We start from the raw sequence: 25,552 nt of genomic DNA on the forward strand, positions 1-25,552 counted from the left end.
TTACATTCCGGCATGACTTTCGATCTCCGACAATTGCGCGCCTTCACGACGATCGTCGCGTGCGGCAGCCTCGGCCGCGCCGCCGACGCGCTGCACGTGACGCAACCGGCGCTGAGCCGGATCCTGAAGCGGCTCGAGGACCAGGTCGGCGCGCCCTTGTTCGAGCGTCACTCGAAGGGCGTGCAGCTCACCGCGTTCGGCGAGGCGCTGCTGCCGCACGCGACGCTGCTGCAGCACGAGGCCGAGCACGCGCGCGAGGAGCTCGACGCGATGCGCGGGTTCGCGAAGGGCACGATCAAGGTCGGTACCGTGGGCAGCATCGCGAGCCTCGTGCTGCCGGTCGCGGTGGGCCGCGTGCTCGACCGCTGGCCGAACCTGCGCGTCGAGATCATCGAAGGCGTGTGGGACCGGCTCGCCGAAGGGCTGAACAAGCACGAGATCGATCTCGCGCTGTCCGCGCACGGGCCCGACACCGACGAGATCGTCGCGATTCCCGAGTGCCGCTGGGAGGATCGCAGCCATATCGTTGCGGCGCCGCACCATCCGCTGCGCGCGCTCGGCCGGGCGCCGACGCTCGCCGACACGCTGCACGCGCGCTGGGCGATCCCGCCGCGCGGCACCGCGCCGTTCGACCACATGCGCGCGACCTTCGACGCGCACGGGCTCGCGCTGCCCGACATCGCGGTCGAGACGCGCTCGGTCACGACATTGAAGAGCCTCGTCGCGCATGCGGGCTTCCTGAGCTGGATGGCCGAGCCGATGTACGGCGCCGAGCAGCGGGCCGGCACGATCGACACGCTACCCGTGCGCGAGGTCGTCGCGGTGCGCACGCTCACCGCGTTCCGGCGCCGTCACGGCATCCTGCCGGGGCCGGCCGGCAAGCTGCTCGAGGAACTCGTCGCGTTGACGCGCGAAGGACGCTGACGGCGCTTTCCGCGCCGGCCGCCCGTTCGCGCCCTCCCCGCACTGCCCTGCCCGCGCGCCGCCGCAGCGCACCATCGAAATGCCGTTTCCCCGCCTTGACTTTCGCCCGCCCGAATACGATCATTCGCTCACACGTAGAGCAAATGATCGTATTCGGCAGCAATGATCGCAACAGGAGACACCGGTTGACGTCCTCCTCCGCCTAAAGGCGGAGGATTCCCACATCTGGCGATGCACGTCCGCATCGGAGAATGTTCAACGCAGCGTTGGTATCTCGATCATGCTCGACACCACAGTCACTGCAGGCCCACTCTCTTACTCGCAGTCCCGCAATACCTTTCGGCCGCGTCGTGCTGTCTTTCGACCCGCACGACGAACAGGACTGGGTCGAACCGCTTTCGTCGACTTCCTCGAACGTGGCTCCGTGCGCGATCGCTTTGTAACGGAGTTTGTCCCGGAAAGACGACCAGGATGCGTCGTAGACGCTCTTCGCCATCCTGGTTCTGGCGAGCTTCGCGGCCGACACGTTGCCGACCGCGATGTAATCGAAACGCCGCACCAGATCGAGCGCGAGCTTGTGTTGGAAATCGGCACGGGCGTTCGCCACCTTGGCGTGCAACTTCGCGATATGCCGCTTGTGCTTTCGCGCCCGCTGCGCTTTCGCGAGCTTTTCCGCCGCGCGTCGGCCGAACCGGTCATTCGGCAACTTCTCGCCGGTCGAAAGTGTGGCGAAGTCTTTCAGGCCGAGATCGATGCCGACGCCGGAACGGATCGGGCGGGCCTGCACATCCGGCATCTCGATCACGATGTTCAGAAACCAGTTGCCGCGTGCATCCTGCGCAAAGTTGGTTCCGTCCTTGATCTTGCCTCCGGGAAGCGGTCGACTGTTGAACACGCGAAACGTGTTGCCGGCAAAGCGGAACGCATCGCCTTCACGCTTCAGGTCTCGGCCCTTCATCGGCACCCAGCCGAGCGACTTCCTGCCCCGATAGCGCAGGTAGGGCCGACGGTGCTGACTGCGCGACTTCGCGTATTGCTCGCACGTCGCATTGACCGTGCCGGAGTGAATACCGAGTTCCTTGCTGCTGCCGGTCGTCAGCACGTTCAGGTCGAATCCTGCAGGACACTTCTTGCCCCACTTGAGCGCGTGCTTCTGCGTGTCGTTGCAGAAGTTCCAGACGTAGTTCACCGCACGGCTCTGCTTGTTGAGCAGCCCATTGAGCGACTTCACGCGATAGCTGTAGACAAGGATCATGCCGGTGATCCTAACCCGTGGACGAAGCTGCCTGTCAACAGCACGCCTTTCCTTCCCGCTATCCGCCCCGAAGGAAGTGCCCTTCGGCGAAATGGCGGGGTTTCTCGGAGAAAATTCTGATGACCGAATCGCCCTCCGCCCGCACGCCCGTGCTGCTGCACATCGGCGCGGGCTCGTTTCACCGCGCGCACCAGGCGTGGTATCTGCATCGCGTGAACGCGGCCGTCCCGGCCGACGAGCGCTGGTCGCTGACCGTCGGCAACATCCGCGACGACATGCACGCGACGATGGACGCGCTCGCCGCGCAGCACGGCGCCTACACCCTCGAAACCGTCACGCCGCAAGGCGAGCGCGCGTACGAGACGATCCGCGCGATCACGCGCGTGCTGCCGTGGTCGATCGATCTTGCCGCACTGATCGACGCCGGCGCCGATCCGGCGTGCCGGATCGTGTCGTTCACCGTCACCGAAGGCGGCTACTACCTCGACGAACACAACCGGCTCGACGTCGCGAACGCCGATCTCGCGGCCGACCTGCAGGGCGCACGCACGACGCTGTACGGCGCGCTCGCCGCGCTGCTCGCCGAACGCGTGAAGCGCGGCGCGGGCCCGCTCACGCTGCAGAGCTGCGACAACCTGCGCAACAACGGCGCGCGCTTTCGCGCGGGGATGCGCGAATTCCTCGAACGGCGCGGGCAGGCCGACCTGCTCGCGTGGTTCGATACGAACGTCGCCACGCCGAGCGCGATGGTCGACCGCATCACGCCGCGCCCGACCGCCGACGTGCGCGAGCGCGTACTGGCGGCCACCGGCTTCGACGACGCGTGCCCGGTGATGGGCGAATCGTTCATCCAGTGGGTGATCGAGGACCGCTTCGCGGCCGGCCGGCCGCGCTGGGAGCTGGCGGGCGCCGAACTCGTCGACGATGTACACCCGTACGAGGAAGCGAAGATCCGTATCCTCAACGCAACGCACAGCTGCATCGCGTGGGCCGGCACGCTCGCGGGCCACACGTATATCCACGAAGGCACGCATGACGCGGCGATCCGCCGCTTCGCGCACGACTACGTGACGCAGGACGTGATCCCGTGCCTCACGCCGAGCCCGCTCGATCTCGCACGCTACCGCGACGTCGTGCTCGAACGCTTCGGCAACCCGTACGTGCTCGACACGAACCAGCGCGTCGCGGCCGACGGTTTCTCGAAGATCCCCGGCTTCATCGCGCCGACGCTGGTCGAATCGTTCGCACGCGGCGCGGCGCCGGTCGCCACCGCCGTATTGCCCGCGCTGTTCCTGCGCTTTCTCGAACGCTGGGCGCGCGGCACCTTGCCGTACGCGTACCAGGACGGCGTGATGGACGAAAGCGCCGCACGGGCGATCGTCGGGGCCGACGACCCGGTCGTCGCGCTGTGCGCGAGCCGCGCGCTGTGGGGCTCGCTCGCCGGCAACGCGGCGCTGTTCGAAGCCATGCGCGGCGGACTCTGGCGTGTCGACACATGGCTCGCGGCACGCTGATGCGCATCCGGGCGAACCTGCCTTGGCACGTGCGCGGCCGCGCGGCTAAAGTAGCGACTCCCCACTGACGGAACGGATCGCTCATGTATCTCGGCATCGACCTCGGCACCTCGGAAGTGAAGGTGTTGCTGCTCGCCCCGGACGGCACGGTCGTCGGCACCGCCGGCTCGCCGTTCACCGTGTCGCGGCCGCATCCGCGCTGGGCCGAACAGCATCCGGACGACTGGTGGCAAGGTACGCTCGCCGCGCTCGCCGGCCTGCGCGAGCGGCATCCGCACGAATTCGCGGCCGTGCGCGGCATCGGCCTGTCGGGCCAGATGCATGGCGCCGTGCTGCTCGGCCGCGACGATCGCGTGCTGCGCCCTGCGATCCTGTGGAACGACATGCGCTGCGCCGACGAATGCGCGCTGCTCACCGAACGCGCGCCCGATCTCCACACGCTGGCGGGCAATCTCGCGATGCCGGGCTTCACCGCGCCGAAACTGCTGTGGGTCGCGAAGCACGAACCCGCCGTGTTCGCGGCGACCGCCTGCGTGCTGATGCCGAAGGACTACCTGCGGTTCCGGCTGACCGGCGCGAAGGTGTCCGATCCCTCCGACGCGGCCGGCACGCTGTGGCTCGACGTCGCGCGCCGCGACTGGTCCGACGCGCTGCTCGCCGCGTGCGGGATGACGCGCGACCAGATGCCCCGCATCGTCGAAGGCAATGCGCCGTCCGGCACGCTGCGCGCGGATGTCGCACGCGAACTCGGGCTGTCGGAAGCCGTCGTGGTGGCCGGCGGCGGCGGCGACAACGCGACGAGCGCGCTCGGCATCGGCGCGATCCACGCGGGCGATGGCTTCGTGTCGCTCGGCACGTCGGGCGTGCTGAGCGTGGTCGGCGACCGCTTCATGCCGAACTCCGCATCGGCCGTGCATGCGTTCTGCCACGCGATTCCCGATCGCTGGCAATTGATGAGCGTCGTGCTGTCGGCCGCGAGCTGCCTGCGCTGGGTCTGCAAGCTGACCGGCACCGACGAGCCCGCGCTGCTCGCCGAAGTCGAAGCGCTCGACGCCGACTCACTCGCGACGGCCCCGCTGTTCCTGCCCTATCTGTCCGGCGAGCGCACGCCGCACAACGATCCGTACGCGCAGGGCGTGCTCTTCGGGATGACACATGCGACCGAACGCGCGCATCTCGGCTACGCGGTGCTCGAAGGCGTGACGCTCGGCCTCGCCGACGGCCTCGACGCGCTGCATGCGGCCGGCGTCGAAACCGACCAGCTGTCGTTGATCGGCGGCGGCGCGCGCAGCGCGTTCTGGGCGCAACTGATCGCCGATGCGCTGAACGTGCGCACGCGCCAGCACGGCGGCGGCGAAACGGGCGCGGCACTCGGCGCGGCGCGGCTCGGCTGGCTGGCCGTCGGCGGCGATCCGCATGCGGTGCTGACCAAGCCGCCGGTGCGTGCCGAATACGCGCCGGATGCCGCCCGCCATGCGCTGCTGCGCGAACGCCTCGATGCGTTCCGCGCACTGTACCGCCACGTGCGGCCGCTGTACGAACCGTCGCGCGCACGGCTCGCGTAAGCGCCCGCAGGTCACGCGCGCCGGCCGTCGGCCAGGGGCGCGACATGCGGTACAGTGGATGCCGTCATGCGGCCCGCCCAGATCCAAACCGAATCGCTATCGTGTCCAAGTCCTCAGAAAAACTCGATCTCGCCACGCGTGCCGCGTGGCTCTACTACGTCGCGGGCGACACGCAGAACGAAATCGCGGAAAAGCTGCAGGTGTCGCGCCCGGTCGCGCAGCGCCTCGTCGCATTCGCAGTCGAAAAGAACCTGATCCGCGTGCGCGTCGACCACCAGCTCGCCGACTGTCTCGATCTCGGCGCGCAGCTGTCGAAGCGCTACGGCCTCGCGATGTGCGAAGTCGTGCCCGTCGATGCCGATGCACCCGACGCGATCGACCGCAAGCTCGCCGTCGCCGGCGCGCAGGTGATGGAGCGCTACCTGAACGAAACGCGGCCGATGGTCATCGCGGTCAGCAGCGGCCGGACGCTGAAGGCCGCGGTCGCGCAGATCGCGCAGATCGACCGGCCGCAGCACCGGCTCGTGTCGATGGTCGGCGCGATCGCGGCCGACGGTTCGTCGAACCGCTACGACGTCGCGCAGTACATCTCAGAGAAAACCGGCAGCAAGCACTTCCTGCTGCCCGCGCCGCTGTTCGCCGACAGCGATGCCGAGCGCGCGCAGTGGTGCAATCACCGGCTGTACCGGATCGTCGAGGCGCTGTCGGGCAAGGCCGACGTCGCGTTCGTCGGGATCGGCAACATCGGCCCGCACTGCCCGCTCTACGAGGACGGCTTCATCACCGAACAGGAACGCGACGAGATGACCGCGCTCGGCGCGGTGGCCGAGCTGCTCGGCGTGCCGATCGATGCGCAGGGCACGCAGATCGCCGTGTCGACGAGCGCGCGCGTGACGAGCGTGTCGCTCGCCACGCCGCCGAAGCGCCCGACGATCGCATTCGCCGGCGGCCCGAAGAAACGCGATGCGGTGATCGCCGCATTGCGCGGCGGCTGGCTGTCGGGGCTCGTCACCGACGAGACCTGCGCACGCGCGGCGCTCGACGCGAAGGCGGCCTGACGTCGCTGCCGCGCACCGCGCGCGGCAGCGAACGCTCAAGCCGCGCGAGGCGCCGGAAACGCATGCCGGCGAGCACGCCACGCGCCGACCCACGCAGCCGCCAGCAGCACGACGAGCACCCACGGAATCGCACCGGCACCCGTAGCGCCCAGCAGCATCCCGCCCGCGATGCCGCCGCCCGCGATCGCGAGGTTCCACACCGTCACGAGCATCGACTGCGCGACGTCGGCCGCGTCCCCCGCCGCGTTCGCGGTGGCCGTCTGGAACAGCGTCGCCGCACCGCCGAACGCCAGCCCCCACAGCGCGACACCCGCATAGACGATCACCATTCCGGAACCGGCACCGAGCATCGCCGCCGCGATCGCGAACAGCGCGATGCTCGCGAGCGTCAGGCGTCGCTGCGCGGCGCCGATCCACGCACCCGTGAGCGCGATGCCGACCAGCGACGCGATACCGAACACGAGCAGCACCGCATCGACCTGCGCACCCATCCGCACGCCCGCGAGGAACGGCGCGACGTACGTGTACAGCATGTTGTGCGCAAGCACGTACGCGAACATCACGGTCAGCACCGGCCGCACGCCAGGCAGTGCCATCACGCCGAGCACGGGCTCGCGTGTGCCGGCCTGCTGCCCCGGATAATCGGGCACGCGCCAGCGGATCCAGCCGATCAGCACGAGCGCCGCGAGCGTGATGCCCGCAAACGCGACGCGCCACCCGAGCGCCGCGCCGAGCGCGGTGCCGGCCGGAATCCCGATCGACATCGCGACCGGCGCGCCGAGCATCGCGACCGCGATCGCGCGGCCGCGCAGCGACGCATCGACCATCCGGCTCGCGTAGCCGGCCAGCAGCGCCCATAGCAGCCCGGCCGCCATCCCGGCGACGAAGCGCGCGGCGAGCGTGAGCGCGTAGTACGGCGACACGGCCGTGAGCGCATTCGACACGACGAAGCCCGCCAGTGCCGCGAGCAGCAGGCCGCGCCGGCGCATCGCGCGCGTCGCCGCGACGAGCGGAATCGCCGCGACGATCGAGCCGAGCGCATACACGGTCACGAGCTGGCCGATCAGCGCCTCGGTCACGCGCAGGTCGACGCTCATCAGCGGCAGCAGGCCGGCCGGCAGCGCTTCGGTGAGGATCGTGATGAAGCCGGCCGTCGCGAGCGCCAGCAGGTTCGCGACCGGCAGGCGTTCGGGCGCCTGCTTCGCCTGCACCGGTCGAACGGCAATCTCGTCATCGATCGACGTGCAGTCGCTCATGCCGCGCTCCCGGTTTCGACGCCGTAGACCGCATCGCGCACACAGGTCACGATCCGCCCATTGAGGCCCTCGTACAGCGTGTTCGAACATGCGACGACCGTCAGCCCGGCCGCGCGGTCGACGAACCACGTATGCCCGTACGCACCGCCCCCGCGCCAGGTGCCGACCGACTCCGGCGACTGCGCGGCCACCGGATCGCGCAGCACCGAAAAGCCGAGCCCGAAGCCGAAACCGGGCACATCCCGCAGTTCGCGCGCACCCGGCTGGAGGCGCGCCATCTCGTCTCCCCATTCGCGTCCGAGCCAGCCGTCGCGGCCCGTGCGCAGCGCGTCGAGCAGCGTCATGCAATCGCGCGCGGTGCCGACCATCCCCGCGCCGCCCGACGGCCACGCATCGGCATCGAACGCGCGCGCCGGCTCGAAGCGAATGCCGATCGTGCCGTCGAACACCGGCACGAGATCGACGTCCGCCATTCGGCGCGGGGCGCCCGGCGTACCCACGTAAGGCGTCGCGAAGCGCGTGGGATCGTGCGCGACGAACGCGGTGTCGGTCATCCCGAGCGGTGTCGTGACGAGCGCGGCCACCGCGTCGGCGAGCGGCCGCCCGTCGACCGCCGCGATCAGCGCGCCAACCACGTCGAGCGCGAGCGAATAGCCCCACGACGTGCCCGGCGCGAACTGCAGCGGCACGCCGGCGATACGCCGCAGGTTCTCGGCAAGCGAGAGGCCCGAGCGATCCATTCCGTCCGACACGCCGGCGCGCGCATACGGGCCGTCGCTGTCCGCTTCGAGGAAACGGTAGCCAAGGCCGGCCGTATGCGACAGCAGATGGCGCAACGTGATGACGGCGGGCGTACCGTCGGGCAACGTCGGGCGGAATTCGGGCAACCAGCGCGTGACCGGTTCGTCGAGCGCGATGCTTCCTGCCGCGACCAGCCGCATCGCGGCGGCCGCCACGATCGGCTTCGTGACCGACGACAGGCGGAACAGCGCGTCTTCCCGCATCGGCGTGCCGGCTTCGCGATCGGCGAGCCCGACGGCGCGCGCATAGCGCAGGTCGCCGTCCTGCGCGACCAGCACGACCGCGCCGACCATGCGCTCGTCGGCAAGCGCGCGATCGAGCGCGTCGTCGAGCCGGTGGCGCAGCGCGACGTCCGGTTCCACGCGCAAAGCGGTGACAGGCAGGGATGACATGGCGTGACCTCATACAGTGAACGAGCGCTCATCGTAGGGAGCCGACGCAAGAAGAAAAACCGGGGTAGAGTTCCGGACAATCCGGACGCTGGCGTCCGCAATCGGAAACTCGCATGGAAAACCTCGGCGGCTTCGTCGTGTTCGTTCAGGTCGCGGAAACGCGCAGCTTCGTCGCGGCCGGCCGCGCGCTCGGGCTGTCCGCGTCGGCGATCGGCAAGCGCATCGCGCGGCTCGAGGCACGCCTGAACGTGCGGCTGTTTCACCGCAGCACGCGCAGCATCACGCTGACGGCCGAGGGCACGCGCTTTCTCGAACGGTGCCGGCGCGTGCTCGCCGAGCTCGACGCGGCCGAGCAGGAACTGACGCACAGCGCCGAAGCGCCGCGCGGGCGCTTGCGCGTGAGCCTGCCGACGATCGGCACGCTGCTGCTGCCGGTGCTCGCCGATTTCATGGCCGCGTATCCGGAAATCGAGCTCGACATCGATTTCTGCGACCGGCTCGTCGATGTCGTCGACGAAGGCTTCGACGCAGTGCTGCGCACCGGCCAGCCAGCGGATTCGCGGCTGTCGTCGCGGCTGCTCGGCCATTTCCACCAGCACCTCGTCGCGTCGCCCGACTATCTCGACCGGCACGGCTCGCCGCGCACGCCGGCCGATCTCGCACAGCACCGCTGCCTGCACTACCGCTTCCCGACCAGCGGCAAGCTCGAAACCTGGCCGCTGCGCGTGCCGCGCACGGGCACGTCGCCCGAGGTGCCGGTCACGATGGTCAGCAACAACGCGGAAGCACGCCTGAGCTTCGCGCTGCGCGGGCTCGGCATCGCGTGCCTGCCCATCTTCTTCGTGCGCGATGCGCTCGACGACGGCACGCTGCGCACGGTGCTCGACGAACACGTCGCGAGCTGCACGCCGATCCACGTGCTGTGGCCGTCAGGCCGCCACCCGACGCCGAAGCTGCGCGCGTTCGTCGATTACATGGCCGCGCACCTGCCGGTGTGAGCGCGGCCGGCCATCATGCGGCCTTCGCGTGTACGCTCAGTCGGCGCAACGCCTGCCCGTGCTCGTCGAACAGGTGGCAGTGCTCGGCTTCCGCCTGCACGTGGAGCGCCGCGCCGGTGCGGTACGTGTCGAGCGGCGGAATCCGCGCGATCAGCCCGTCTGGCGCGACGGCCGACTCCGCGTACAGATACGCGGCATCGCCGAGCGATTCGACGGCCATCGTCCGCGCGGCCACGCCGCCGGCCGTGGCTTCGACTTTCAGGTGCTCGGGCCGCACGCCGACCGTCACCGCCGCACCGCGCTGCAGCCCCGCCGCTTCGACTGCAACGCGCTGCGTCTCGCCGCTGTCGAAGCGCACGAGCACGCCACCCGCATCGACCGAATCGACGGTGCCCTTCAGGAAGTTCATCTTCGGCGAGCCGATGAAGCCCGCGACGAACTGGTTCGCCGGCGCGTGATACAAGTCGTTCGGTGTACCGACCTGCTGCACCGCGCCGCCCGACAGCACGACGATCTTGTCCGCGAGCGTCATCGCCTCGACCTGGTCGTGCGTCACGTAGATCATCGTGGTCTTCAGCTCGTCGTGCAGCCGCGCGAATTCCAGCCGCATCTTCACGCGCAGCGCCGCGTCGAGGTTCGACAGCGGTTCGTCGAACAGGAACACCTTCGGCTTGCGCGTGATCGCGCGGCCGATCGCGACCCGCTGCCGCTGGCCGCCCGACAGCTGCTTCGGCTTGCGGTCGAGCAGATGGTCGATGTGCAGGATCTTCGCGGCCTGCTTCACGGCCTGGTCGATCTCCGGCTTCTTCGCGCCCGCGAGCTTCAGGCCGAACGCCATGTTGTCGTACAGCGTCATGTGCGGGTACAGCGCATACGACTGGAACACCATCGCGATGCCGCGCTTCGCGCTCGGCACGTCGTTGACCTTCGCACCGTCGATCAGCAGGTCGCCGCTCGAGATGTCCTCGAGCCCGGCGATCATCCGCATCAGCGTGGATTTGCCGCAGCCGCTCGGGCCGACGAACACGACGAATTCGCCGTCGGCGATGTCGAGGTTCACGTTGCGCAGCACTTCGGTCTCGTCGTAGCGCTTCGCGATGTTGCGCAGGAGCACGCTTGCCATGATCTGTCTCCGTTCGTTCGTGATGCGCCGCGTCGAACGCGGCGCGCAATCGTTGTTGCTAGTTCGGCAACACCGCGCCGGTCGCCTGCCAGCGCGCGACGTAGCCGGGCAGCTCGTGCATGTCGTCGAACACGTGACGCGCGCCGATCCCGCGCAGCGCGTCGATCTGCGCGGCCGACGCATGCCCGCCGCCGACGAAGCCGAGCACGGTCATGCCGGCCGCGGCGGCCGCGGTGATGCCGGTCGCACTGTCCTCGACCACGAGACACCGGGCCGGCGCGACACCGAGCGTGCGCGCCGCCGCGAGATACACGTCCGGTGCCGGCTTCGGCCGCGCGACGGCGTCCGCGCAGAACAGCCGGTCGCCGAAGAAGCGCGCGAGGCCCGTGCGTGCCAGTGCCGCCTCGACGTATGCGCGATAGCTGTTGCTCGCGCAAGCCGTCGTCAGCCGGATCGCGGCCAGCGCCGCATCGATGCCGTCGACCATCGGCGCATTGACGGCCGCCGCCTCGACCGCACGGCGGATCGCGTCGACATCGTCGGCCGACAGCGTGCGCCCGACGGCCTCGCCCGCGCCGGCCAGCACGCGCTCGATGCGCAGCCCGAGCAGCGGCATCACGGCCGGCCGCGCATCGACGCCCGGCCAGCGTGCATCGAGTTCGCGCACGATCACGTCGGCCGCCACGGCCTCGCTGTCGATCAGCACGCCGTCGCAATCGCAGATCAAGACGTTCGTCCCGGTCATTTGACGGCTCCGAACGTGAGCCCGCGCACGAGCTGCTTCTGCGACAGCCAGCCGACGATCAGGATCGGCGCGACCGCGAGCAACGAAGCCGCGGACAGCTTCGCCCAGAACAGCCCCTCGGGGCTCGAATACGACGCGATGAACACGGTCAGCGGCGCGGCGTTCGAACTCGACAGGTTGATGCTCCAGAACGCCTCGTTCCACGACAGGATCACGAGCAGCAGCGCGGTGGACGCGAGCCCCGGCAGCGCCATCGGCATCAGCAGGTAGACGATCTCCTGCCACGTCGACGCGCCGTCGATACGCCCGGCTTCGAGGATGTCCTTCGGGATCTCGTTGAAGTACGTGAAGGTCATCCACACCGCGATCGGCAGGTTGATCAGCGTGTAGACGATCACGAGGCCCGACACGGTATCGAGCAGCCCCGCGTTCTTCCACAGCAGGTAGATCGGCACCAGCACGCCGACCGACGGCATCATCTTCGTCGACAGCATCCACAGCAGCACCTTCTGCGTGCGGTGGTTCGGGAAGAACGCCATCGCGTACGCGGCCGGCACCGCGAACAGCAGCGAGATCACCGTGACGCCCGCCGAGATCAGCACCGAGTTCCATGCGAACGCGAAGTAGTTGCTGCGTGCGAACACCTCGCGGAAGCTGTCGAGCGTCGGGATGAAGAACAGTGTCGACGCATACGCCTGCTGCTCCGTCTTGAACGCGGTGATCGCCATCCAGAAGATCGGGAAGAACAGCAGCAGCGCGATCAGCCACGCGAGCGTGCCGGGCAGCGCGCGCCGCACGAGGTCGAACACGGCCGGCACGCGCCGGCCTTCGAAGGTCAGGTCGCTCATTTCTCGTACTCTCCCTTCAGGTTGCGCGCGAGCATCCGCACGAGGAAGAACGACACGACGTTCGCGACCACGACGGCGATGATGCCGCCGGCGGACGCGAGGCCGACGTCGAACTGCTGCAGGCCGAGCGCATAGATCAGGTACGACAGGTTGGTCGTCGCGTCGCCGGGGCCGCCGCCGGTCGTCGTGTAGATCTCCGCGAAGATCGACAGTAGGAAGATCGTCTCCATCATCACGACCACGGCGATCGCGCGCTTCAGGTGCGGCAGCGTGATGTAGAAGAACATCGCGATCGGGCCGGCGCCGTCGATGCGCGCGGCTTCCTTCTGCTCCTGGTCGAGCGACTGGATCGCGGTGAACAGGATCAGGAACGCGAACGGCAGCCACTGCCACGCGACGATGATGATCACGGCGGTGAGCGGGTAATCGGCGAACCAGTCGATCGGCGTCATCCCGAGCGCGCGCATCGCGTTCGCGACGAGCCCGTAGACCGGGTGCAGGATCATGTTCTTCCAGATCAGCGCGGACACCGTCGGCATCACGAAGAACGGCGCGATCGCGAGCAGGCGCGCGACGCCCTGCCCGTAGAACTTGCGGTCGAACAGCACGGCCATCAGCACGCCGCCGACCACCGTGATCGCGAGCACCGCGCCGATCAGCACGAGCGTGTGCCAGATCGCGGGCAGGAACGACGGATCGGTCGCGAGGAAGCGATAGTTGTCGATGCCCGCGAAACCCTTCACGTCCGGGTTCAGCAGGTTGTAGCGCGAGAACGAATACCAGATCGTCATCGCGAGCGGAATCGACATCCACAGCAGCAGCACCGCGACGGACGGCGAGACGAGCCAGCTCGCACCGCCGCGCGCGCGGCGCGGCGCGCCGGGCGGCGACGACGCGTCGCCGACCGACGGCGCGTGAGCGTGGCTCAGGGGAAGACGCAGGTGACGCATGATCGGAGTCCCTCCGGTTGATGCGCGGGCGCGAAGGCCAGCCCGCCAGTCAGCTTCGACGACGCGCACCGTGCGCCACCGCGCACGGTGCGGGCCGCGTTACTTCTTGTAGCCGGCCTGCCGCACCGCGCGGTCGGCGGCGGCCTGCCCGGCGGCAAGCGCCTGGTCGACCGTCATCTGGCCGGCCACCGCACCGGCGATCGACTGGCCGACCACCGTGCCGAACGACTGGAATTCAGGAATCCCGACGTACTGCACGCCCGTGTACGGCACCTTCTTCAACGACGGATCGTTCGGGTCGGCCGTCTCGATCGCCTTCAGCACGAAGTCCGAGAACGGCGCGGCGGCCTTGTACTCGGGGCGCTGATAGGTCGACGTGCGCGTGCCCGGCGGCACCGACGCCCAGCCCTCGTCCTTGCCGACCATCTCGATGTACTGCTTCGACGTCGCCCACGCGATGAACTTGCGCGCGGCATCCTGCTGCTTCGACGTCTTCGGCACGGCCAGCGCCCATGCCCACAGCCAGTGCGAGCCCTTCGGCGTGGCGGCGACCGGCGCGGCCGCGAAGCCGATCTTGTCAGCCACCTGCGACTGCTGCTTGTTATAGAGCATCCCGGCCGCGACCGTCGCGTCGATCCACATCGCGCACTTGCCCGATGCGGTCAGGGTCAGGTTCTCGTTGAAGCCGTTCGAGCTCGCTCCCGGCGGGCCGTCTTTCTTCAGCAGGTTCACGTAGAACGTGATCGCCTTCTTCCACTCCGGCGACGTGAGCTGCGCATTCCAGTTCTCGTCGAACCAGCGCCCGCCGAACGTGTTCACGACCGTCGACACGTACGCCATGTTCTCGCCCCACCCGGCCTTGCCGCGCAGGCAGATCCCGTAGGTGCCCTTCGCCTTGTCGGTGAGCTTGTCCGCGAATTCGGCGATCTGGTCGTAGGTCGGCTGGTCGGGCATCTTCAGCCCCTTCGCCGCGAACAGGTCCTTGCGGTAGAACGTCATCGAGCTCTCGACGTAGAACGGCAGCGCGTACAGCTGGCCGTTGTACGACAGGCTGTCGCGCGCGGTCTTCACGATGTCGTTCAGGTCGTAGTCGGCGGGCAGGCCCGTCATCGGCGCGAGCCAGCCGCGCTTGCCCCACTGCGGCGCCTCGTAGGTGCCGATCGCCATCACGTCGAACTGGCCGCTGCCGGTCGTGATGTCGGTCGTCGCGCGCTGGCGCAGCACGTTCTCCTCGAGGATCACCCAGTTCAGCTTGATGTCCGGGTTTGCCTTCTCGAAGGCCGGCGACAGCTTCTTCAGCTCGATCATGTCGGGATTGTTCAGCGTCGCGATCGTCACCGTGCCGGCGGACGCGGCGCAGGCCGCCGTCGCGAGCGCGGCTCCGGCGAAGCCGCGTGCGGCGGCGTCGAGCATCTTTCGTTGCATGGCATGTCTCCTGTGTTTGTTCGAAGTGTCGTCGGTACTGCGTTGACTTCGCGGCCCGTCATGCCGGCCGCTGCATTCCGCACGCGCGCGCATAGTGCGCGATCACGTCGCGTATCCGGTGGCGCACCCAGGCGCGCGGCGCCTTCGCGAGCCCGCCCGCGCGGCAGGCCGCGTACACGTCCGGCAACCACTGCGCGACGAGCGTCTCCGGCACCGGCTGCCGCGCGAGGTTGTCGAACAGCTGCTCGACCGCGGCCGCGACGGCCGGCTGCAGCCAGTAGTAACGGATCCGGTCGCTATAGCTGAACTGGCGCGCGAGCCGCTGCTCGGTTTCGTCGCCGCGGTAGTACGGTGCCCAGTGCTCGGGCTGCGCGCGCATCGCGGCGTCGACGACGTCGCGCAACCGCGAGCGCTGCGCGGGCTCGCCGATCAGCGCATCCTCGATGAAGGTCAGCGCGAACAGCGCCTCGCGCAGCGCGAACGTCAGCGCGGGGCCGACCTTCAGTACCGCGAAGTGGTCGCGCACGAGCGCGGCGAGCGCGCCCTCGGTCTGGTAGTCGGTCGAATGTGCCTCGAACACGAGGCCCGGTGTCTGCAGGATACTCGCGCCGAGCGACGCGGCCTTCGCGCTGTCGTAGTCGAGCACGTGACGATCGTCGAAGTCGACGCCCGGCTGCGCGACGATCGCGACGACCCGCGTCCACGCATCGTCGAGCCCGGCCGCCGCGAACGCGCGGCGATGCGCATCGAGCGTCGCCGCGATGCTGTCGCTGCGCGTGACCGCGATCTGTGCGATCGCCGCATCGCTGTCGTTACCGCTCACTTCACCGCCCGGCGTCGGCACCTCGGTGCCGATCACGTAGACCGGCGCGATGCCGACGCGCGCCGCCGCGTCTTCCGCCGCGCGGCACAGTTCGGCCGCGCGCGCGGCGATCGTACGATCGTCGAGCCGACGCGGATCGTCCGCGCACGCCATGCTCGCGTCGAGGTGGATCTTTTCGAAGCCGGCTTCGACGTACGCGGCAACCATCGTGCCTGCCTCGCGCATCGCATCGGCCGCGCGGCGATGTCGCCACGGGTTCGGCCCGAGATGGTCGCCGCCAAGCACGAGCGCCGACGGTGCCAGCCCGCAACGCTGCGCGATCGCGTCGACATCGCGGCGGAAATCGGCAGGCGTCATGCCCGTATAGCCGCCGAGATGGTTCACCTGGTTGCAGGTCGCCTCGATCAGCAGCGGCGAACCGTCCGCGCGGGCCGCTTCGCACGCGGCCTCCAGCACGAGCCGGTGCGCGCTGCAGATCGAATAGATGCCGCGCTGCGCGTCCGCGCGGTTCGCGTCGAAGATCATCCGCAGCACGGCATCCGCGTGCGCGGGACGTGTACGTTCGGCGAAGGTCGTCAGGCCGGACATGCGATACCTCGTTCGGTCAGGAAGCGGTCGATCTCGGCCGCGGTGCTGTTGCCCTCCATCGGGCCGCGTCGCGTAACCGCGATCGCCCCGGCCGCGTTCGCGCGGCGCAGCGCGGCCTCGATCGGCACGCCGGCGACGAGGCTCGCGACCAGCGTGCCGCCGAAGCAGTCGCCGGCGCCGGTCGGGTCGACTTCGTCGACCTGAAACGCCGGCGCTTCCGCACGGTTCGCGCGGTCGAACGCGACGCTGCCTTGCGCGCCACGCTTCAGCACGACACGCTCGAGCAACGGATGCGTCGCGAGCAGCCCCGCGATCGCGCGCTCGGCCGGCTGCGGCCCGCAGAAGAACGGCAGGTCGGCTTCGCTCGGCAGGAACAGGTGGCACGCGGCGAGCATCGCGTCGAGCGCCGCGCGCATCGGGCGAAAGCTCAGCATTTCGGGCCGCACGTTCGGATCGAACGACACCTTCGCGCCGACGCGCGCGGCCTCGATCACGCCGCGCTGCACCGCCGCGATCGCCGATTCGCTCGTCAGCGACGAGCCCATCACGTGGAAGTAACGGCAGCCGTCGAACATCGCGGTATCGACATCGGACGCATCGATGCACGCGGCCGCACTGGTGGACAACGCGAACACGAAGCTGCGCGAACCGTCGTCGCGATATGCGACGAACGCGGTGCCGGTCGGGCGTGCGACGCGGCGGATCCGCGCGACGTCCACCCCATCGCGTTCGAGCCGCGCGACGATCGCGTCACCAAACGCGTCGCGGCCGACGCAGCCCGCATACGCGACGCGCGCGCCGAGCCGCGCGGCCTGGTCGGCGAAGATCGCCGGCGCGCCGCTCGGGAACGGCCCGGCGAACAGGCCCGGCGTATCGAAACCCTGGCCACGCTCGGCGGCGACGAATTCGGCGAGCAGTTCGCCGGCAACGACGATCTCGGCCATCAGGCGTGCCCTCCTCGTTCGACGGCGGCCACGACGCGCAGCAATGCTGCTGCATCGCAAGCCGGTCGGCAGGTGGCGCATGCGAGCGGCGCCACGTCAGCTCATCCAGTTACCGCCGTCGACGTTCAGCGTCTGGGCGGTGATGTAGTCGGCGTCGGACGACGCGAGAAACAGCGCGGCGCCCGTCAGGTCGCCCGGCACGCCCATGCGGCCGAGCGGCACGGCTTCGCCGACCAGCCGCTTCTTCTCGCCGAGCGGCCGGTTCTCGTAGCGCGCGAACAGCGCATCGACCTGCTCCCACATCGGCGTGTCGACGACGCCCGGCGCGATGCCGTTCACGTTGATCCGGTGCGGCGCGAGCGCGAGCGCGGCCGACTGCGTATAGCTGATCACCGCGGCCTTGGTCGCGCAGTAGTGCGAAACGAGTGCCTCGCCACGACGCCCGGCCTGCGACGACATGTTGACGATCTTGCCGCCGCGCCCCTGCTCGACCATCCGCTGCGCGACCGCCTGCATCAGGAAGAACAGCCCTTTCACGTTGACCGAGAATAGCCGGTCGAACACGTCCCACGATTCGTCGAGGATCGGCCGCATGTCGAACAGCGCCGCATTGTTGAACAGGATGTCGACACCGCCGAAGCGCTCGGCCGCCGTGGCGACGATGCGCTCGATGTCGTCGCGGCGCGTAACGTCCGCGGTGACGGCCACCGCGCGGCCGGGATGCGCCTCGATGAGCCGCGCGAGCGAGCCGCCTGCCGGCTTCACGTCGACGAGCACGCAGCGCGCGCCCTCGTCCAGATAACGTTGCGCGACCGCCTCGCCGATGCCGCTTGCGGCGCCCGTCAGGATCGCGACCTTGTCTTCCAGTCTCACTGGCTGTCTCCGGTTCGTTCTGCGTTACGACGGCTGCGAGGTGAGCGAACGCTCGCTAACCGATCAATTGCTCTGTTAGTGATCGAATGATCGGATACGCGATTCGCGCTGTCAAGGCGACGTGACGGCTTTCTATGACGCACTGCGGCACGATGGCGCGGCATGGCGGCCCGTCGCGCACGCCCGGCAAGGCGCGGCCCGCACGGTGCGGTGCGGCCGGATCGGCGATGAAGGGGATGGAGCGAGGACGGAAAGGGGAAATCGCGCTGCACGGCGCGGCGATACGTTATATCATCGCCGTACTTTGTTTCATCGCCCTGCCTCACGCCATGGCTACCTCCTCGTCCATTGACGCCCGGCTGTCCCGGGCCGACGCATTCGCCGCCGAGCACGGGCTCGCGTGGACGCCGCTGCGCCGTCAGGTCTACGAACGCGTGCTGGCCGCGCAGCGCCCGATCGGCGCGTACGACCTGCTCGCCGAACTCGAGCCGCAGCGCGGCCGCGTGCCGCCCACGACCGTCTATCGCGCGCTGGATTTCCTCGTCGAACACGGCTTCATCCACCGGATCGAATCGAAGAACGCGTTCTTCGCGTGCTGCGAGATCGGCGTGCCGCACGAAGGCCAGTTCCTGATCTGCGATTCGTGCGGCGACACCGTCGAGATTCCCGGCGGCGACCTCGCGAAGCAGTTGTCCGCGAGCGAGCCCGCGCACGGTTTCGAAGTCCACCACCAGGTCGTCGAGCTGAGCGGCCTGTGCGGGCACTGCAAGCACAAGCCCGTGCAACGCTGACACATCTCGCGCGGCGCCCGCGCCGCCCCTTCCAACGAGGAGTTTCATGTCCATTGCCCTGAAGCGCGCGCCGCGGCGTGCCCTGTCGCCTGTCCGCTGGCTCGCCACTGCTGTTGCCGCGCTGTCGCTCGCGGCGCCTGCGTTCGCGCAGGCCGCGACCGTCAACGTCGTCGCCGCCGAGAATTTCTACGGCGATGTCGCGTCGCAGATCGGCGGCAGCCATGTCGCGGTGACGAGCATCCTCAGCAATCCGGACCAGGATCCGCACCTGTTCGAAGCGAGCCCGAAAACGGCCCGCGCGCTCCAGCACGCGCAGGTCGTGATCTACAACGGCGCGAACTACGATCCGTGGATGAGCAAGCTGCTCGGCGCGTCGAAGCAGGCGAAGCGCGCGACGATCGTCGTCGCCGATCTGGTCGGCAAGAAGGCCGGCGACAACCCGCACCTGTGGTACGACCCGGCGACGATGCCGGCCGCCGCGCGCGCGATCGCGGCCGAGCTCGGCCGCGCCGACCCGGCGAACAAGGCCGAATACGACGCGAACCTGCAGAAGTTCGTCGCGTCGATGAAGCCCGTCGACGACAAGGTCGCCGCGCTGCGCGCGCAGTACAAGGGGCTGCCGGTCACGGCCACCGAGCCCGTGTTCGGCTACATGTCCGACGCGATCGGCCTCGACATGCGCAACCAGCGCTTCCAGCTCGCGACGATGAACGACACCGAGGCGAGCGCGCAGGATGTCGCCGCGTTCGAGAACGACCTGCGCAAGAAGCAGGTGCGCGTGCTGATCTACAACAGCCAGGCTGAAGAACCGATGACCAAGCGCATGCTGAAGATCGCGCGCGACGGCGGCGTGCCGACCGTCAGCGTCACCGAGACGCAGCCGGCCGGCAAGACCTTCCAGCAATGGATGGCCGGCCAGCTCGACGCGCTCTCGACCGCGCTGGCCGCCGGCAAGAAATAAACAACCGTAACGAAATGACCGCAACTCCTCACGCACTCGCCGTCGATCGCGTCACGCTCGAACTGGGCGGACGCACGATCCTGCGCGACGTCAGCTTCTCGATCGAACCCGGCGAATTCGTCGGCGTGCTCGGGCCGAACGGTGCGGGCAAGACCACGCTGATGCGCGCGGTGCTCGGCCTCGTGCCCGTGTCGGCCGGCACGCTGTCCGTCGGCGGCGTGCCGGTCGTGCGCGGCAATCCGTCGATCGGCTACATGCCGCAGATCAGGAGCGGCCTCGCGAACCGCCGGATGCGCGGCTACGACTTCGTCGCGATGGCCGCCGACGGCCATCGCTGGGGGCTGCCGCACACGAATGCGACGACGCGCCGCGACGTCGACCGCGTGCTCGATCTCGTCGGCGGCCCGACGCTCGCGCGCCGGCCGCTGTCGGAACTGTCCGGCGGCGAGCGGCAGCGCCTGCTGCTCGCGCAGTGCCTGCTCGGCAGCCCGAAGCTGTTGCTGCTCGACGAGCCGCTGATCAGCCTCGACCCGAACCACCAGCGCGGCGTCGTCGAACTCGTGCGCAACGTGCAGCGCGAGCTCGGCATCACCGTGCTGTTCTCCGCGCACGAACTGAATCCGCTGCTGAACGCGCTCGACCGCGTGCTGTATCTCGGCAACGGCGTCGCGGCGCTCGGCACCGTCGACGAGGTGATCACGAAGCCCGTGCTGTCGCGGCTCTACGGGTCGCCGATCGACGTGATGCGCGTGAACGGCAAGATCTTCGTGATGTCGGGCGACGTCGAGATCGAGAAGCACGACCACGAACACGAGGACGACGACGGTCACTCGCACGGCGGTGGCGGCGGCCACGGCCATCACCACCACGGACACGCTCATCCCGGGCAATCGCAAGATGTTTGAATACGACTTCATGATCAACGCCTTCGCGGCGTCGGGGATCGTCGCGGTGCTCGCGGGCATCGTCGGCTACTTCCTGGTGCTGCGCGGGCAGACCTTCGCCGGCCATGCGCTGTCGCACGTCGGCTTCACCGGCGCGACGGGCGCGGTGCTGCTCGGCATCTCGCCGATCTGGGGGATGGTCGGCTTCACGCTCGCGGCCGGGATCGGGATGGGCGCGCTCGGCGAAAAGCTCGCGGGCCGCGACGTCGCAATCGGCGTGATCCTGTCGGGCGCGCTCGGCTTCGGCCTGCTGTTCCTGCACTTCTACACGTCGTTCGCAACGCAGGTCACCGCGCTGCTGTTCGGCAACGTGCTCGCGGTCAGCCACGACACGCTCGCGGTGCTCGCCGGCATCGGCGCGGTGAGCCTGCTCGCGCTCGCGCTGATCGCGCGGCCGCTGCTGTTCGCGTCGCTGCAGCCCGAACTGGCCGAAGCCAAGGGCGTGTCGCTGCGCACCGTGTCGATGCTGTTCCTCGCGGTATGCGCGCTCGCAGTGGCCGCTGCAACGCAGATCGTCGGCGTGCTGCTGGTATTCACGCTGCTGGTCGGGCCGGCTGCCGCCGCGCAGAACGTGACGACGCGGCTGTCGACCGGCGTGCTGCTCGCCGCGCTGTTCGCGCTGTTCGAAGCGTGGCTCGGCATCGTGCTCGCGTATCACACCGACTGGCCGACGAGCTTCTGGATCACCGCGCTGTCGGCGCTCGTGTACGGCGCGAGCCTGTTGCGGCGCCACTGATCGCCGCTTGTCGGAAATAAAAACGCCGGCGTGCCCGAGGGCAGCGCCGGCGTTTTTTCATGCGCGCGCGATCGCGCGGCGTGCCGTGTGCGTTACCGGCTTCCCTGCCCGCTCATCGTGCGAGCACGCGCGCGTGATGCGCGATGTGATCGGCGATGAACGTCGAGATGAAGTAATACCCGTGGTCGTAGCCTGCATGACGACGCAGCGTCAGCGGCTGGCCGGCCTTCTCGCACGCGGCTTCGAACACGTCGGGGTTGAGCTGGTTCGCGAGGAACTGATCGGCGAGACCCTGATCGACGAGGATGCCGTCCGCGAACTTCGGCGCATCGGCGCGCGCGACGAGCTCGCTCGCGTCGTGTGCCTTCCACGCTTCGCGATCGGCGCCGAGATAGCCCGAGAACGCCTTCTCGCCCCACGGGCAGCGCATCGGCGCGGCGATCGGCGCGAACGCCGACACCGACCGGTACAGGCCCGGATGGCGCAGCGCGAGCGTCAGTGCGCCGTGCCCGCCCATCGAGTGCCCGAAGATCCCGAGCCGCGCGGCGTCGATCGGCAATTCGGCCGCGACGAGTTCGCGCAGCTCGCCCGTCACGTACGACTCCATCCGGTAATGCGCGGACCACGGCGCTTCGGTCGCATCGACATAGAAGCCCGCGCCGACACCGAAGTCCCACGCATCGGTCTCGCCCGGCACGCCCGCGCCGCGCGGGCTCGTGTCGGGCATCACGAGCGCGAGGCCGTGCTGCGCCGCGTATTGCTGCGCGCCAGCCTTGATCGCGAACGTCTCGTCGGTGCAGGTGAGCCCCGCGAGATAGAACAGCGCCGGCACGCGGCCGTGCGCCGCCTGCGGCGGCAGGTACACCGAGAACTTCATCGGCAGGCCGATGGCCGCCGAATCGTGACGGTAGAAACGCTGCTCGCCGCCGTGGCACGCATGCGAGGAAACGAGTTCGAGCATCGCGGTGCGCTCCCGGTCAGTACAGCACGACCGAGCGGATCGACTCGCCGGCCTTCATCAGGTCGAAGCCTTCGTTGATCCGCTCGAGCGGCAGCGTGTGCGTGATCAGGTCGTCGATGTTGATCTTGCCTTCCATGTACCAGTCGACGATCTTCGGCACGTCGGTGCGGCCGCGTGCGCCGCCGAACGCCGAGCCCTTCCACTCGCGACCCGTCACGAGCTGGAACGGACGCGTGCTGATTTCCTCGCCGGCTGCCGCCACGCCGATGATGAACGACTGGCCCCAGCCCTTGTGCGTGCACTCGAGCGCCTGGCGCATCAGCTTCACGTTGCCCACGCATTCGAACGAGTAGTCGGCGCCGCCATCGGTCAGCTGCACGATGTGATCGACCACGTTCTCGACTTCGTTCGGGTTGATGAAGTGCGTCATCCCGAACTTCTTCGCGAGCTCGACGCGCTTCGGGTTGATGTCGACGCCGATGATCTTGTCCGCGCCGACCATCTTCGCGCCCTGGATCACGTTCAGGCCGATGCCGCCGAGGCCGAACACGACGACGTTCGCGCCCGCCTCGACCTTCGCCGAGTACACGACCGCGCCGACGCCCGTCGTCACGCCGCAGCCGATGTAGCAGATCTTGTCGAACGGCGCGTCCTCACGCACCTTCGCGACCGCGATTTCCGGCACGACGATGTAGTTCGAGAACGTCGACGTGCCCATGTAGTGGAACAGCGGCTTGCCGTCGAGCGAGAAGCGCGACGTTGCGTCGGGCATCAGCCCCTTGCCCTGCGTCGCGCGAATCTTCTGGCACAGGTTGGTCTTGCGCGACAGGCAGAACTTGCACTCGCGACATTCGGGCGTGTAGAGCGGAATCACGTGGTCGCCCTTGCGCAGGGTGCCGACGCCGGGGCCGACGTCGACCACGACGCCCGCGCCTTCATGGCCGAGGATCGCCGGGAAGATCCCTTCCGGATCCGCACCCGACAGCGTGTAGTAATCGGTGTGACAGATGCCCGTCGCCTTCACCTCGATCAGCACTTCACCTGCACGCGGCCCTTCCAGATCGACTTCCTCGATCGTCAGCGGCGCGCCCGCCTTCCATGCAATCGCTGCTTTCGTCTTCATCGTGTGACTCCTGTCTGTGTGTGAGGTCGGCCCGGGTTCGCGCGTCAGCGCTCATGTCGACCGGCGTGGTGCTCGAGCACGAGCGGCCGGCTTCATGCTTCGCACCGGGTTCCATGCAAAGCTGTCGAAGCCGTGCCGCGCGTCGATCGCGCGCAGCACGGCGAAAGAATCTCGTGCTCGCCATGATGGCCGGTCCCGCCGCGCATCGCGTGCGGGAAACGGTCGCCGGCTTGCCACGATGCGTCATCGCTGACGCAAAAGAACAAGTGTTCGAGTTTAAACGCCCGTCGTGAACCATGCATCCGTTCGCGCATACAGATCGACGAAGCGCGCGTGGCGTGCAGCCAGCAAGCGATCGTCGCGCGGCGCGGCAACCGGCGACGCGGCCGGCGCCAGCGCGTGCAGCGCGTCTTCCCGCCAGTGCCCGATCGCGACGCCCGCGAGCAGCGCGGCGCCGCGCGTCGCGGCGTTCGGGCAGTCGATCGCGTGGAGCGACGCGCCCAGTGCGTCGGCCAGCAACTGGCGCCAGCGCGGATCGACCGAGCCGCCGCCCGCAAGACGCAGCGTCGTCACCGGATCGCTGCGATCGGCGTCGCGGATCGCATCGAGCCCGGCGCGCAACGCGAACGCGACACCTTCGAACGCGGCGCGCATCATCGCGCCGCGCGTGTCGCCGAGCCCGAGGCCGAGCCAGCCGCCACGCGCATCGGGATTCATCCACGGCGAACGCTCGCCCGTCAGGTACGGCAGGAAGCACAGGCGTTCCGACGCGGCCTGGGCAAACGCATCGTCATACGCATCGGCCCACTGCGGGTAGCCGAGCCAGCCGCGCACGGCTTCGAGCGCGAGCCCGACGTTCTGCATCGCGGCCATCGTGTAATAGCCGCCGCCGGCCGCCGCGCGATAGCGATGCAGCCCGCGTCGCGCGGGCGGCAGCGCATCCGCGAGCACGACGATCTGGCCGCCGCTGCCGGTCGTCAGCAGCGCATCGCCGGCGGTGGCAAGCCCGCTGCCGAGCGCCGCGCAGGCGGTGTCGGCCGCGCCGGTCGCCAGCGGCACGCCGGCCGGCAGGCCGAGTGCCGCGGCAGCCGGTGCGCCGAGCATGCCGCAGCGCGCGGTCGACGGATGGACCGGCGCGAACCGGTCCGCCGGCAAGCCGAGCGCGTCGATCAGCGCGAGATCCCATGCACCGTCGGGCGTCGCGAGCGCGGTCGCGCACGCATCGCTCGGATCGGCCGCAACGTCGCCGCCCAGCGCGATGCGCAACCAGTCCTTCGGCTGCACGGCCCAGCGGGCGGCGCGCAGCGCATCGGGTTCGTGCGCGGCCAGCCAGCGCAACAGCGGGCCGGCCATGCCGGGTGCGACGGGATTCGGTGCGACGGGCAATCCGGCATCGGGCCAGCTGGCCGCATCCGCTTCGCGCACCGCGCGCGTGTCGGGCCACAGCAGCGCGGGCCGCACCGGTTGCCCGGCCGCATCGATCAGCACGACGCCATGCATCTGCCCCGAGAACCCGATCGCCGCCACCTGCGCGCGCTCGTCGGCCGGCAGCCGCGCGGCCGCGCGCACGAGCGCCTGCCACCACGTATCGGGCGCGATCTCGGCCCAGCCGGGCTGCGGCGACGACAGCGCATAAGGTTCGCTCGCGACCGCGCGCTCGACACCGTCGGCATCGAGCGTGACGAGTTTGACGGAGCCGGTGCCGAGGTCGATTCCGAGCAGGCGCATGACGTGTGGGCGAATTCGAATGAACGGATGTCGATGATAACGGGATCGCGATGCGCGCCCCGTTTTTTGCCGTCGTCGAAGCCGGTCGAAAGTGCGGTCGCCGGCCGGGTTCCACCCGGCTGCACCTTGCGGGCAAAAGCGGCCGTTCGCGGGTTAACCCGGCACGATTTTTCCCAGGCACTTTTTGCCACTATGCCGCCCACCCGATACACACCATAAGGCGACC

At 69.1% G+C, this 25,552-nt stretch carries 23 protein-coding genes; 9 read left to right on the top strand and 14 right to left on the bottom strand.

Annotation, left to right across the window (positions count from 1 at the left end):
• Positions 1-12 precede the first annotated feature (12 nt).
• Complete coding sequence (locus ACN8ZM_RS13905; protein WP_043190134.1) at positions 13-924, top strand: LysR family transcriptional regulator; 912 nt, start codon at positions 13-15, stop codon at positions 922-924.
• Positions 925-1,126: 202 nt separating this feature from the next.
• Here ACN8ZM_RS13905 and ACN8ZM_RS13910 read toward each other — a convergent pair whose 3' ends face one another.
• Positions 1,127-2,179: an RNA-guided endonuclease InsQ/TnpB family protein gene (locus ACN8ZM_RS13910; protein ID WP_420210154.1), complete on the bottom strand. Its 1,053-nt coding sequence runs from the start codon at positions 2,177-2,179 to the stop codon at positions 1,127-1,129.
• Positions 2,180-2,298: 119 nt separating this feature from the next.
• On the opposite strand from ACN8ZM_RS13910, the gene dalD reads away from it, so the two are divergent.
• The 3 genes from dalD (at position 2,299) to ACN8ZM_RS13925 (ending at position 6,316) form a co-directional block, all read left to right on the top strand.
• Complete coding sequence (dalD, locus tag ACN8ZM_RS13915) at positions 2,299-3,693, top strand: D-arabinitol 4-dehydrogenase (RefSeq protein ID WP_420210155.1); 1,395 nt, start codon at positions 2,299-2,301, stop codon at positions 3,691-3,693.
• Between the two features lie 83 nt (positions 3,694-3,776).
• Positions 3,777-5,258, top strand: coding sequence for a xylulokinase (gene xylB / locus ACN8ZM_RS13920; protein ID WP_420210156.1), 1,482 nt, complete (start codon positions 3,777-3,779; stop codon positions 5,256-5,258).
• 44 nt (positions 5,259-5,302) lie between these two features.
• Complete coding sequence (locus ACN8ZM_RS13925; RefSeq protein WP_089451190.1) at positions 5,303-6,316, top strand: sugar-binding transcriptional regulator; 1,014 nt, start codon at positions 5,303-5,305, stop codon at positions 6,314-6,316.
• A gap of 35 nt (positions 6,317-6,351) precedes the next feature.
• On the opposite strand, the gene ACN8ZM_RS13930 is transcribed toward ACN8ZM_RS13925, so the two are convergent.
• Together ACN8ZM_RS13930 and ACN8ZM_RS13935 are read right to left on the bottom strand one after the other, a co-directional pair.
• A complete protein-coding gene (locus tag ACN8ZM_RS13930) occupies positions 6,352-7,572 on the bottom strand; it encodes an MFS transporter (RefSeq protein WP_420210157.1) in 1,221 nt (406 codons plus the stop codon).
• Positions 7,569-8,765: a serine hydrolase domain-containing protein gene (locus ACN8ZM_RS13935; RefSeq protein WP_420210158.1), complete on the bottom strand. Its 1,197-nt coding sequence runs from the start codon at positions 8,763-8,765 to the stop codon at positions 7,569-7,571. The genes ACN8ZM_RS13930 and ACN8ZM_RS13935 overlap by 4 nt, the downstream gene beginning before the upstream one ends.
• Positions 8,766-8,878: 113 nt before the next feature.
• Here ACN8ZM_RS13935 and ACN8ZM_RS13940 point away from each other — a divergent pair, with 113 nt between their 5' ends.
• Positions 8,879-9,763 carry a LysR family transcriptional regulator gene (locus tag ACN8ZM_RS13940; protein ID WP_420210159.1) on the top strand — a complete coding sequence of 295 codons (885 nt, stop codon included), beginning with the start codon at positions 8,879-8,881 and terminating at the stop codon, positions 9,761-9,763.
• A gap of 13 nt (positions 9,764-9,776) precedes the next feature.
• Here ACN8ZM_RS13940 and ACN8ZM_RS13945 read toward each other — a convergent pair whose 3' ends face one another.
• The 8 genes from ACN8ZM_RS13945 to ACN8ZM_RS13980 form a co-directional block, all read right to left on the bottom strand.
• The gene (locus tag ACN8ZM_RS13945) at positions 9,777-10,886 is read right to left on the bottom strand and encodes an ABC transporter ATP-binding protein (protein ID WP_420210160.1); all 1,110 of its coding nucleotides are present in this window, start codon (positions 10,884-10,886) and stop codon (positions 9,777-9,779) included.
• A 58-nt stretch (positions 10,887-10,944) separates the two neighbouring features.
• Positions 10,945-11,631, bottom strand: coding sequence for an HAD family hydrolase (locus ACN8ZM_RS13950; RefSeq protein ID WP_420210161.1), 687 nt, complete (start codon positions 11,629-11,631; stop codon positions 10,945-10,947).
• Complete coding sequence (locus ACN8ZM_RS13955) at positions 11,628-12,479, bottom strand: carbohydrate ABC transporter permease (protein ID WP_011353034.1); 852 nt, start codon at positions 12,477-12,479, stop codon at positions 11,628-11,630. The genes ACN8ZM_RS13950 and ACN8ZM_RS13955 overlap by 4 nt, the downstream gene beginning before the upstream one ends.
• Positions 12,476-13,429, bottom strand: a complete 954-nt coding sequence (locus ACN8ZM_RS13960; RefSeq protein ID WP_043190158.1) for a carbohydrate ABC transporter permease — start codon at positions 13,427-13,429, stop codon at positions 12,476-12,478. The genes ACN8ZM_RS13955 and ACN8ZM_RS13960 overlap by 4 nt, the downstream gene beginning before the upstream one ends.
• 99 nt (positions 13,430-13,528) lie before the next feature.
• Positions 13,529-14,854 (bottom strand): ABC transporter substrate-binding protein, encoded by a 1,326-nt coding sequence (locus tag ACN8ZM_RS13965; protein ID WP_420210162.1) that lies wholly within the window; start codon positions 14,852-14,854, stop codon positions 13,529-13,531.
• Positions 14,855-14,912: 58 nt separating this feature from the next.
• Complete coding sequence (locus ACN8ZM_RS13970; RefSeq protein WP_420210163.1) at positions 14,913-16,265, bottom strand: D-tagatose-bisphosphate aldolase, class II, non-catalytic subunit; 1,353 nt, start codon at positions 16,263-16,265, stop codon at positions 14,913-14,915.
• On the bottom strand, positions 16,253-17,209 hold the full coding sequence (locus ACN8ZM_RS13975) for a sugar kinase (RefSeq protein ID WP_420210164.1): 957 nt from the start codon (positions 17,207-17,209) through the stop codon (positions 16,253-16,255). Before ACN8ZM_RS13975 ends, ACN8ZM_RS13970 begins: the two co-directional genes overlap by 13 nt.
• A 96-nt stretch (positions 17,210-17,305) precedes the next feature.
• Complete coding sequence (locus tag ACN8ZM_RS13980; protein ID WP_420210165.1) at positions 17,306-18,082, bottom strand: L-iditol 2-dehydrogenase; 777 nt, start codon at positions 18,080-18,082, stop codon at positions 17,306-17,308.
• A 329-nt stretch (positions 18,083-18,411) separates the two neighbouring features.
• Between ACN8ZM_RS13980 and ACN8ZM_RS13985 the strand changes: the two genes are divergently transcribed.
• From ACN8ZM_RS13985 to ACN8ZM_RS14000, 4 genes are read left to right on the top strand one after another with little or no spacing between them, the layout of a single operon-like run.
• Complete coding sequence (locus tag ACN8ZM_RS13985; protein WP_011353040.1) at positions 18,412-18,873, top strand: Fur family transcriptional regulator; 462 nt, start codon at positions 18,412-18,414, stop codon at positions 18,871-18,873.
• A gap of 46 nt (positions 18,874-18,919) precedes the next feature.
• Positions 18,920-19,834 (top strand): metal ABC transporter solute-binding protein, encoded by a 915-nt coding sequence (locus tag ACN8ZM_RS13990; RefSeq protein WP_301767429.1) that lies wholly within the window; start codon positions 18,920-18,922, stop codon positions 19,832-19,834.
• Between the two features lie 14 nt (positions 19,835-19,848).
• Positions 19,849-20,739, top strand: a complete 891-nt coding sequence (locus ACN8ZM_RS13995; RefSeq protein ID WP_301767428.1) for an ABC transporter ATP-binding protein — start codon at positions 19,849-19,851, stop codon at positions 20,737-20,739.
• Positions 20,732-21,514 carry a metal ABC transporter permease gene (locus tag ACN8ZM_RS14000; RefSeq protein WP_027789245.1) on the top strand — a complete coding sequence of 261 codons (783 nt, stop codon included), beginning with the start codon at positions 20,732-20,734 and terminating at the stop codon, positions 21,512-21,514. The genes ACN8ZM_RS13995 and ACN8ZM_RS14000 overlap by 8 nt, the downstream gene beginning before the upstream one ends.
• Before the next feature lie 112 nt (positions 21,515-21,626).
• Here the strand turns inward: ACN8ZM_RS14000 and fghA are convergent, their stop codons facing one another.
• The 3 genes from fghA to ACN8ZM_RS14015 form a co-directional block, all read right to left on the bottom strand.
• The gene (gene fghA / locus ACN8ZM_RS14005; protein WP_420210166.1) at positions 21,627-22,475 is read right to left on the bottom strand and encodes an S-formylglutathione hydrolase; all 849 of its coding nucleotides are present in this window, start codon (positions 22,473-22,475) and stop codon (positions 21,627-21,629) included.
• Between the two features lie 16 nt (positions 22,476-22,491).
• Positions 22,492-23,598: an S-(hydroxymethyl)glutathione dehydrogenase/class III alcohol dehydrogenase gene (locus ACN8ZM_RS14010; RefSeq protein WP_011353045.1), complete on the bottom strand. Its 1,107-nt coding sequence runs from the start codon at positions 23,596-23,598 to the stop codon at positions 22,492-22,494.
• A 276-nt stretch (positions 23,599-23,874) separates the two neighbouring features.
• On the bottom strand, positions 23,875-25,326 hold the full coding sequence (locus ACN8ZM_RS14015) for a xylulokinase (protein ID WP_420210167.1): 1,452 nt from the start codon (positions 25,324-25,326) through the stop codon (positions 23,875-23,877).
• Positions 25,327-25,552 lie beyond the last annotated feature (226 nt).

Origin of the sequence: Burkholderia aenigmatica (genome assembly GCF_048627025.1) — a bacterium.
Taxonomy (GTDB): Bacteria; Pseudomonadota; Gammaproteobacteria; order Burkholderiales; family Burkholderiaceae; genus Burkholderia; species Burkholderia aenigmatica.

What these genes read in the sequence shown, in the direction of transcription:
- ACN8ZM_RS13905 (WP_043190134.1), top strand. Translation starts at nt 13, where the DNA reads ATGACTTTCGATCTCCGACAATTGCGCGCCTTCACGACGATCGTCGCG.
- ACN8ZM_RS13910 (WP_420210154.1), bottom strand. Translation starts at nt 2,179, where the DNA reads ATGATCCTTGTCTACAGCTATCGCGTGAAGTCGCTCAATGGGCTGCTC.
- dalD (WP_420210155.1), top strand. Translation starts at nt 2,299, where the DNA reads ATGACCGAATCGCCCTCCGCCCGCACGCCCGTGCTGCTGCACATCGGC.
- xylB (WP_420210156.1), top strand. Translation starts at nt 3,777, where the DNA reads ATGTATCTCGGCATCGACCTCGGCACCTCGGAAGTGAAGGTGTTGCTG.
- ACN8ZM_RS13925 (WP_089451190.1), top strand. Translation starts at nt 5,303, where the DNA reads ATGCGGTACAGTGGATGCCGTCATGCGGCCCGCCCAGATCCAAACCGA.
- ACN8ZM_RS13930 (WP_420210157.1), bottom strand. Translation starts at nt 7,572, where the DNA reads ATGAGCGACTGCACGTCGATCGATGACGAGATTGCCGTTCGACCGGTG.
- ACN8ZM_RS13935 (WP_420210158.1), bottom strand. Translation starts at nt 8,765, where the DNA reads ATGTCATCCCTGCCTGTCACCGCTTTGCGCGTGGAACCGGACGTCGCG.
- ACN8ZM_RS13940 (WP_420210159.1), top strand. Translation starts at nt 8,879, where the DNA reads ATGGAAAACCTCGGCGGCTTCGTCGTGTTCGTTCAGGTCGCGGAAACG.
- ACN8ZM_RS13945 (WP_420210160.1), bottom strand. Translation starts at nt 10,886, where the DNA reads ATGGCAAGCGTGCTCCTGCGCAACATCGCGAAGCGCTACGACGAGACC.
- ACN8ZM_RS13950 (WP_420210161.1), bottom strand. Translation starts at nt 11,631, where the DNA reads ATGACCGGGACGAACGTCTTGATCTGCGATTGCGACGGCGTGCTGATC.
- ACN8ZM_RS13955 (WP_011353034.1), bottom strand. Translation starts at nt 12,479, where the DNA reads ATGAGCGACCTGACCTTCGAAGGCCGGCGCGTGCCGGCCGTGTTCGAC.
- ACN8ZM_RS13960 (WP_043190158.1), bottom strand. Translation starts at nt 13,429, where the DNA reads ATGCGTCACCTGCGTCTTCCCCTGAGCCACGCTCACGCGCCGTCGGTC.
- ACN8ZM_RS13965 (WP_420210162.1), bottom strand. Translation starts at nt 14,854, where the DNA reads ATGCAACGAAAGATGCTCGACGCCGCCGCACGCGGCTTCGCCGGAGCC.
- ACN8ZM_RS13970 (WP_420210163.1), bottom strand. Translation starts at nt 16,265, where the DNA reads ATGTCCGGCCTGACGACCTTCGCCGAACGTACACGTCCCGCGCACGCG.
- ACN8ZM_RS13975 (WP_420210164.1), bottom strand. Translation starts at nt 17,209, where the DNA reads ATGGCCGAGATCGTCGTTGCCGGCGAACTGCTCGCCGAATTCGTCGCC.
- ACN8ZM_RS13985 (WP_011353040.1), top strand. Translation starts at nt 18,412, where the DNA reads ATGGCTACCTCCTCGTCCATTGACGCCCGGCTGTCCCGGGCCGACGCA.
- ACN8ZM_RS13990 (WP_301767429.1), top strand. Translation starts at nt 18,920, where the DNA reads ATGTCCATTGCCCTGAAGCGCGCGCCGCGGCGTGCCCTGTCGCCTGTC.
- ACN8ZM_RS13995 (WP_301767428.1), top strand. Translation starts at nt 19,849, where the DNA reads ATGACCGCAACTCCTCACGCACTCGCCGTCGATCGCGTCACGCTCGAA.
- ACN8ZM_RS14000 (WP_027789245.1), top strand. Translation starts at nt 20,732, where the DNA reads ATGTTTGAATACGACTTCATGATCAACGCCTTCGCGGCGTCGGGGATC.
- fghA (WP_420210166.1), bottom strand. Translation starts at nt 22,475, where the DNA reads ATGCTCGAACTCGTTTCCTCGCATGCGTGCCACGGCGGCGAGCAGCGT.
- ACN8ZM_RS14010 (WP_011353045.1), bottom strand. Translation starts at nt 23,598, where the DNA reads ATGAAGACGAAAGCAGCGATTGCATGGAAGGCGGGCGCGCCGCTGACG.
- ACN8ZM_RS14015 (WP_420210167.1), bottom strand. Translation starts at nt 25,326, where the DNA reads ATGCGCCTGCTCGGAATCGACCTCGGCACCGGCTCCGTCAAACTCGTC.